8 protein-coding genes and 1 pseudogene are annotated in these 6,314 nt (G+C 63.4%); 6 read left to right on the top strand and 3 right to left on the bottom strand.

From position 1 onward, the window contains the following. Positions 1 to 237 precede the first annotated feature (237 nt). From AC1DY5_RS37715 to AC1DY5_RS37700, 4 genes are all read left to right on the top strand, one after another. A complete protein-coding gene (locus AC1DY5_RS37715; RefSeq protein ID WP_478119576.1) occupies positions 238 to 600 on the top strand; it encodes a 3-isopropylmalate dehydratase small subunit in 363 nt (120 codons plus the stop codon). A gap of 92 nt (positions 601 to 692) precedes the next feature. After that, on the top strand, positions 693 to 1,577 hold the full coding sequence (locus tag AC1DY5_RS37710) for an isocitrate lyase/PEP mutase family protein (RefSeq protein WP_478119575.1): 885 nt from the start codon (positions 693 to 695) through the stop codon (positions 1,575 to 1,577). After that, positions 1,552 to 2,637 (top strand): Bug family tripartite tricarboxylate transporter substrate binding protein, encoded by a 1,086-nt coding sequence (locus AC1DY5_RS37705; RefSeq protein ID WP_478119574.1) that lies wholly within the window; start codon positions 1,552 to 1,554, stop codon positions 2,635 to 2,637. The genes AC1DY5_RS37710 and AC1DY5_RS37705 overlap by 26 nt, the downstream gene beginning before the upstream one ends. A gap of 1,073 nt (positions 2,638 to 3,710) precedes the next feature. Next, a complete protein-coding gene (locus AC1DY5_RS37700) occupies positions 3,711 to 4,640 on the top strand; it encodes a hypothetical protein (protein WP_478119573.1) in 930 nt (309 codons plus the stop codon). Between the two features lie 79 nt (positions 4,641 to 4,719). Here AC1DY5_RS37700 and AC1DY5_RS37695 read toward each other — a convergent pair. Then, positions 4,720 to 4,881 (bottom strand): annotated as a pseudogene (locus AC1DY5_RS37695) (IS630 family transposase); the annotation flags it as partial. A 72-nt stretch (positions 4,882 to 4,953) separates the two neighbouring features. On the opposite strand from AC1DY5_RS37695, the gene AC1DY5_RS37690 reads away from it, so the two are divergent. Next, entirely contained in the window at positions 4,954 to 5,349 is a 396-nt protein-coding gene (locus AC1DY5_RS37690) for a helix-turn-helix domain-containing protein (protein ID WP_478119572.1), read from the top strand. 22 nt (positions 5,350 to 5,371) lie between these two features. On the opposite strand, the gene AC1DY5_RS37685 is transcribed toward AC1DY5_RS37690, so the two are convergent. After that, positions 5,372 to 5,731: a hypothetical protein gene (locus AC1DY5_RS37685; protein WP_478119571.1), complete on the bottom strand. Its 360-nt coding sequence runs from the start codon at positions 5,729 to 5,731 to the stop codon at positions 5,372 to 5,374. 19 nt (positions 5,732 to 5,750) lie between these two features. On the opposite strand from AC1DY5_RS37685, the gene AC1DY5_RS37680 reads away from it, so the two are divergent. After that, the gene (locus AC1DY5_RS37680; RefSeq protein WP_478119570.1) at positions 5,751 to 5,939 is read left to right on the top strand and encodes a hypothetical protein; all 189 of its coding nucleotides are present in this window, start codon (positions 5,751 to 5,753) and stop codon (positions 5,937 to 5,939) included. A gap of 12 nt (positions 5,940 to 5,951) precedes the next feature. Here AC1DY5_RS37680 and AC1DY5_RS37675 read toward each other — a convergent pair whose 3' ends face one another. Then, positions 5,952 to 6,191, bottom strand: a complete 240-nt coding sequence (locus tag AC1DY5_RS37675) for a chloride channel protein (RefSeq protein WP_478119569.1) — start codon at positions 6,189 to 6,191, stop codon at positions 5,952 to 5,954. Positions 6,192 to 6,314 lie beyond the last annotated feature (123 nt).

Raw genomic sequence — 6,314 nt, 5'->3', positions numbered from 1 at the left:
GCATCCTCACGCGCCAATGCCTGAACCGCCGCCTCCCCAGCCAGCAACTTCTGCGGCGCGAAGTCGATGCTTGGCAAGCAGATCGAAACGCGCTGCACCGAACTATCGAGTGGAAATTCACTCGACAGGATGCAGATCACAAGCTCGGACGTCATTACGTTTCGAAACTTACGTGTTAATGTACTAGCGATGTCCGACTACGCAACCGACTTTGCCAGCACCGTGCGGAAGGGCGACGTGCTGATCGGCGGCCACAACTTTGGCTACGGCCACCCGCATTATCCCGCCATGCGCGCCATGCGGCATTTGGGAATCTCTTGCGTGATCGCGGAGTCGTTCTCGCCGGGATTCTTCCGGGGCGAGATGAGCATGGGCTTTCCGCTGGTCACTTGCGTCGGCATCCGCGCCGCGGTCACGCGAGGAGACGAGCTGGAAGTGAACTGGGACACCAGCGAAGTGAGCAACGTGCGCACTGGGAAGAAGTTGCCGCTGCAGCCCTTCTCCGCATCCGAGCGCGGCATGCTGGATGCGGGCGGCCTGATCCCCTATCTGAAAGCCCGAATAGCGGGAACGAACAACGCCAAGGCGCACGTCGGCTGACACGAGGGGTGCCTCGTGCACCCCGCGAACTTCTCTCAATCATCTGTGCCGGGTCCCGCTCGGGCAAGGGCACGCTTTTCTGGAGAAACGAGATGACTTCAAACCGCCAGGCGCTGCGCCAGCGCATCACCAACGGGCCCACCTTCTGGTTCGGCGGCGCACAGGACGCCTTGTCGGCCCTGCTCGTCGACCAATCGGACTTCGATGGCGTCTTCAGCACGGGCTTCGGCATTTCCGCCTCGCTGCTCGGCCAGCCCGACATGGAGCTCTACACGTTGAGCGAGAACGTGGCGACCGTCAATAGGATGGTCAATGTGGTGCGCAAACCCGTCTTTGCCGATGCCGACACCGGCTACGGCAACGTGCTGAACGTGGGGCGTACCGTGCGCGAATTCGAGAAGGCCGGTGTAGCCGCGCTTTCGCTGGAAGACCAGGTCAGCCCCAAACGCTGCCCGGCCGCGGCGACACAGTCGATCGTCGTGTCGATGGAGGCGGCGGTCACCCGCATCAAGGCCGCGGTGGACGCGCGCCAGGACGCGGATCTGCTCATCGTCGCGCGCACCGACGCGATGGATGCGGGCGAGGCCCTCGAGCGCGCGGCGCGCTATGCCGAAGCCGGCGCCGATTTGATCCAACCCATTTCTCGCACCTTCAACAGTTACGAGCAACTCGTCCAGCTGCGTGAGGCCTGCGGTCGCCGGCTATCGCTGCAGCTCATGGCAGGCACCTGGATGACGAAGCTGAGCCGAGCGCAGATCGAGGATGTCGCGGCCTTCGCCACCTACCCCATCGCCAGCCTTCTGAGCATCGTGCACGCGGTGCGCGGCAACCTTCAGGAGCTGGCGCGCCGCCGGTCCGGCGACTTCGACGATCTGCCCTCCGAGCAGACGACGATGGCGGCTTTCAAGGACATCATCGGCTGGCATGCCCTCGAGGAGCGACAGGCCCGCTATGAAGTCGGCGCGGGCGGCCACTGACACCGCTTCTCTTCCTCACAACCCTAAATATCCCTTTTCTTCTCCCCTGGAAAAATCAGGAGCAAATGTGCGTATTTTCAAACAGCTGGGCCACCTCGTAGTGGCTGTATCTATGACGCTGGGCTTCGGCGCAGCGATGGCACAAGGCAGCGCCTATCCGACGAAGCCGATCCGACTCGTGGTGCCATATCCGCCCGGCGGCGCCACCGATGTGGCAGCGCGCATGTTGGCCCCCCGCCTTCAGGAAGAGCTCGGCCAAACCATCGTGGTCGAGAACCGCCCCGGTGCCGGCGGGAACATCGCGATGAGTTCAGTGGCGCAAAGCAGCGCGGATGGCTACACCCTGGCGATGACGCTGACAGGCATGCTGTCGATCAATCCAGTGATCTACAAGAAGGCCGGCTTCGCCGCTTCCGACTTCGTGCCGGTCGCCCAGGTTTCACTGGCGCCGCTGCTGCTGGTCGTGCCGGAAAATTCGCCGTACAAGAACGTGCAGGAACTGCTGGCCGCCGGTAAGAAAGCCGGCAAGAACGGCCTGCCCTATGGTTCGGCCGGTGCAGGCGGGCTGTCGCACCTGGCCTCCGAATCGATCAACGCGCACGCGGACGGCAACTTCGTGCACGTGCCGTACAAGGGCGGCGCACCTCTGGTGCAAGCGCTGATGGCCAACGAAGTGGCGTGGGGCCTGCTGGGTACGGGCGATGCGCGCGGCTTCGTGCAATCGGGCAAGTTGCGCGCCATCGGCGTGTTGCGCAACGGCCGCTCCGAGCTGTGGCCGGGCATCCCCACGCTCACCGAGCAGGGCGTGCCTGGTGGCGTGGACTTCGACGTGTGGTTTGGCGTGGTTGCGCCGGCCAAGACGCCGGAACCCGTGGTGAAGCTCCTGAACGAGAAGATCGCGAAAATCGTCGCCGAACCTGCTTTCCGCAAGCGGCTGAACGAGCTCGGCGGCGTGGCGCCGGTCACCGGCAATACCATCGGAGATTTCGCGGAGGTGCTCAAGCGTGAACTGGCGGTGCTGCCCAAGGCAGCGCAGGCGGCGGGCTTGCAGCTCGACTGACGCCGGTGTCTTGCTCACAAGGGCTATCGGCTTGGCGGATCGGCGGATCGGCGGATCGGCGGATCGGCGGATCGGCGGATTGTGCTGGACGCCAGGTGATGCTCTTTCAGGCATCCGGTCTTGTGGCAGATTCAGGCCCTGTTCAGAAGCGAGTTCCACGATCAGGCCTCCTCTCTCGACCTTCCAGGAAGGTCTTGCCCGCTTCCGCGGGCTTTTCCAAGGGAGATCGGAGGACGGCCACCGGCATCGAGGAACCGCCCGTGTCCGAGTGGGTGCCGGAGCGTCCCCTACCAGCGCCAGAGGCCGTCCATTCCGCCGCGACGAGATGCCTACAGTTCCGAGAATCGTGTGTCGCCGGTGTGGGCGCGGCTAGGTACTTCGGCGCAACCTGAGTCGTTGCCGTGCCTCGACCTTCATCCCAGCAACCAAAGTGTCCGTCAGCACTCCGATCGCCATGCGAGGACGCTGGGCACTGTCGCGGAAAGGTCCGAGCGGCACCACTGCGTTCCAGAGAGGCGAATGGGGTGAGCRTGCGCCGGAATATTGGCCGGCGCCGGCCGCCAGGGCGCTGCAGGAGCAATATTTTCGGCGCCTGCATGTACTCGGCACCCGCGGCCGCTGGATCGAAGCTAGGACTCGACATCACGGCATCGGGGGGAACGTGATGAACATAAGGTTCGTACCGCGGTGCTGCCCCATCAGCCGCAAGTGAGAGGCAGCCTTCGCGCCAAACGGTCACTCACAGGCGAGCCGCCAGTGTTCCATACAGGCCGCCCCGTCACTGCCGCGCACTCTCGACGTGTGGACGGCGGCTGAGCAGCGGAGAACCGGTTTCCCGGCGAGGGGCCCTTCGACGACTTCGAAGTCCGGCACTGCCTCATCGCCCGACTCACTCCCGGGCGGTCGCGTGCCCTTTCGTGGTGAAGGTTGACCTATCTCCGTATAGGCCGGCCAGAAACGGTCCTCCTCCCTCGTGTGGGGGATGCCTGGTGGCGGCCACCTCGAAATGCACTTGTGCCGCTGAAGACCCCAGAGTCAAATGAGCGCTCGTGCGACTGTGTGAAGGCAAAGCCATGGGCCACCACTTGAACGCGCCGCTCCTGCTGGTTGCCGCGGCCGCGTGGTCGTTTCCACTTATAGCCTTCGGTCAGCCCGCCCGCGGCGAGCGACCTGTGGCATCCACAGCTTCGAGGGGTGCGCCGGCCACGCCGGACCAGAAGGCAAACCTGGATCTCCAGAAGTTGATCCTGGAAGTGACCAAGCTGGAGTCAGAAGCCAGGAAGCTGGAAAGCGAGAGCCAGGACCTGACGACTGCGCGATTCCAGAAGCTAGATGCCGAACTTGGGAAGCTCAGAGCCGAGACGCTGCATGTCCAACCGTGGTGGGGCACACTCGTTGGCGCCCTCCTCGGCTTTCTCGCCGTCGCCCTGACTGGGTGGGTCGCATGGCGCCAGTCCATCAAGGCAAGAATCAGCTCTTTCGACATGAAGGTCTTCGAGGCCAGGCTGGCAGGCTACGGGAAGCTGGTGGCCACCACCGACACGCTGGCGCTGTTCGCGCCCCACCGACTCGTAGACAAAGGTGCTTGCCAGTCTGCTGCCCGTCGACTCAAGACCCAGTATTTCAACCTGACGGGAATGCTGCTCACCGCGGAATCGAAAGAGCGCTACCTCGCGCTCGCCCATGCGCTCATGCGAGCAGGAACCTGCGACAACCTGAAAGTACCTGCGGACACGGTGCAACTGCGGCAATGGTGGGACGAAGAAACTCTGCGAAACGAGCGCGTCAACCTGGGCCTGGTGAAATCCGCGAAGGCGAAGCACAAGAAGATGACTCCGAAACAACGCGCTGATGCCGAAAACACGGCGGTCAACAATCACGAATTCGGCGACCCTCAAACGCATCCCAACGCTGATTTTGTCGTGCTCCAGTTCGCCGCCAGTCGTTTTCGCTCGGCGTTGATTGAGGACATTCAGAGCCGTCGCGCGCTCCACGTGCACTGAGTGAACGCAGGCCGACGACGGCCAACCTAGCCCAAGCCTAGCCGTAGCCCTAGCCTAGCCCCTCCTTGTAGACTTCGGCGACGACGTCCAGCAGCTTGTCCTCGAAGCGAGGGTCGCGCGAGAGCTTGAAGCTGCTCTGGCGATGCGGCTTTAGGCCATTGCGCTTCCACACGCGGCGGATGGTTGTCGGCCCTACGCCGAGCTGCGCGGCCAGCGTGCGCGTGCTCCAACCCTTTTTTCGGCCCTATTGTAGTGCGCTCGAAATGGTTGAACTTATTTGATGCGGCACACTCCGACCGCGACGGAGGTCGTCATGCGCATTGTCCCAAGGATCGAACTGGACGCTGTTGTTCCGCGTGAGTTGACGGCCCTGGCGCGGCGAGGCCGCGTCGAGGCTCGTGTGCAGCAACGGGCCAAGGTCGTTTTGCTCGCCGCTCAGGGCTGGCAGAACAAGGACATCGCCGCCGAGGTCGATCTGGATCGGCGCCAGGTGGCCTTGTGGCGCCAGCGCTTCCTGGACGGCGGGGTGGAGGCCCTGAAGCACGACGCGCCGCGCCCCGGGCGCACCCCCAGCGTGACCGCCGAGCTCGAATCGAGCATCGTGGACAAGACGCTTCACGACAAGCCCATCGCCGCACGGGCTGCGCCCGCGGCATGCCCCCTCGGCTCGCGGCTGCCAAGAAACGCGACACTGACAACGAGTACTTGAGCATGGTCGTGCAGGATGACCTCTAGTACCAGAACAAGGTCAAGCACAAGTATGCCCAGTTGGTCGATGGCGGATTGCCGACAACCTGGGCCTTCGCGCACTGCTGGACGCGGTCGATCTGACCGGTGGTGCGGAGAAGTACTTCAAGTCGCTCGGCATTGCGACGCCGCGCCTCATCGCCATCATTTCGGTCAACGCGGCGGCCGACGCGGCCGGGGGCATCGGCAAGAACAGTCGGGAGCCGACTTTCGAGCAGACGATGAGCGCCGTCACCAATGTCCAATTGCATCGCTATAACGTGGCGACGCTTCAGCAGACGCAACAAAGCCTCGACCGCTGGACTCGTGAACTCGCGGCACCCGAACGTGAGTTCGTACTTCATACGCCTGAGCTTCTAAGACGTGCCGGATGTGCCGCTGCGCCGCTTCCTGAACGAGATTCCGACCAGCTTCGTCCTGGACAAGGAGCAGGTTGCGCGACTGATCGCCACTGGCCGCGAGTTGCTTCGCAACAATCCGGACTATCAGCGTCTGCTGGTCGGTCTGCGCGCACACACAGACAAGGTCGTGCCGAAAGCCCTCGCGCCGTGACCTCGCCCCGTGCTACTCGGCGGAACGCAGTTTGCGTTTGGCCCGTTCGCTCAGCAGGTCGTAGATCGGCGGGATGCCGAGCAGGTTCATCACGACCATGGCGCCAAAGCAGGCGGCCAGCATCGGCAGCAGCAAATTGACGCTGCCCGTCATCTCGACGGCCAGGCAGATGCCCGTCAGCGGCGCACGGACGACTGCGGTAAAAAATGCTGCCAGGCCACTCTTGTCCAAGACAGAAAGGCGTTGAGCCATCCCGATGCGTGGGGTAAAAAGTTGTCGCCAAACGAACTTCCACCCCACTCACGAGAGGCCCAACGTGAAAGCATCATGCAGCATGTTCAGTCAGATCCTCAAGCTGATTCCTCGCATCGAGTT

The sequence above is a fragment of the Variovorax sp. P4_D9 genome (genome assembly GCF_056401695.1).
This window is presented reverse-complemented; position numbering and strand designations above follow the sequence as displayed.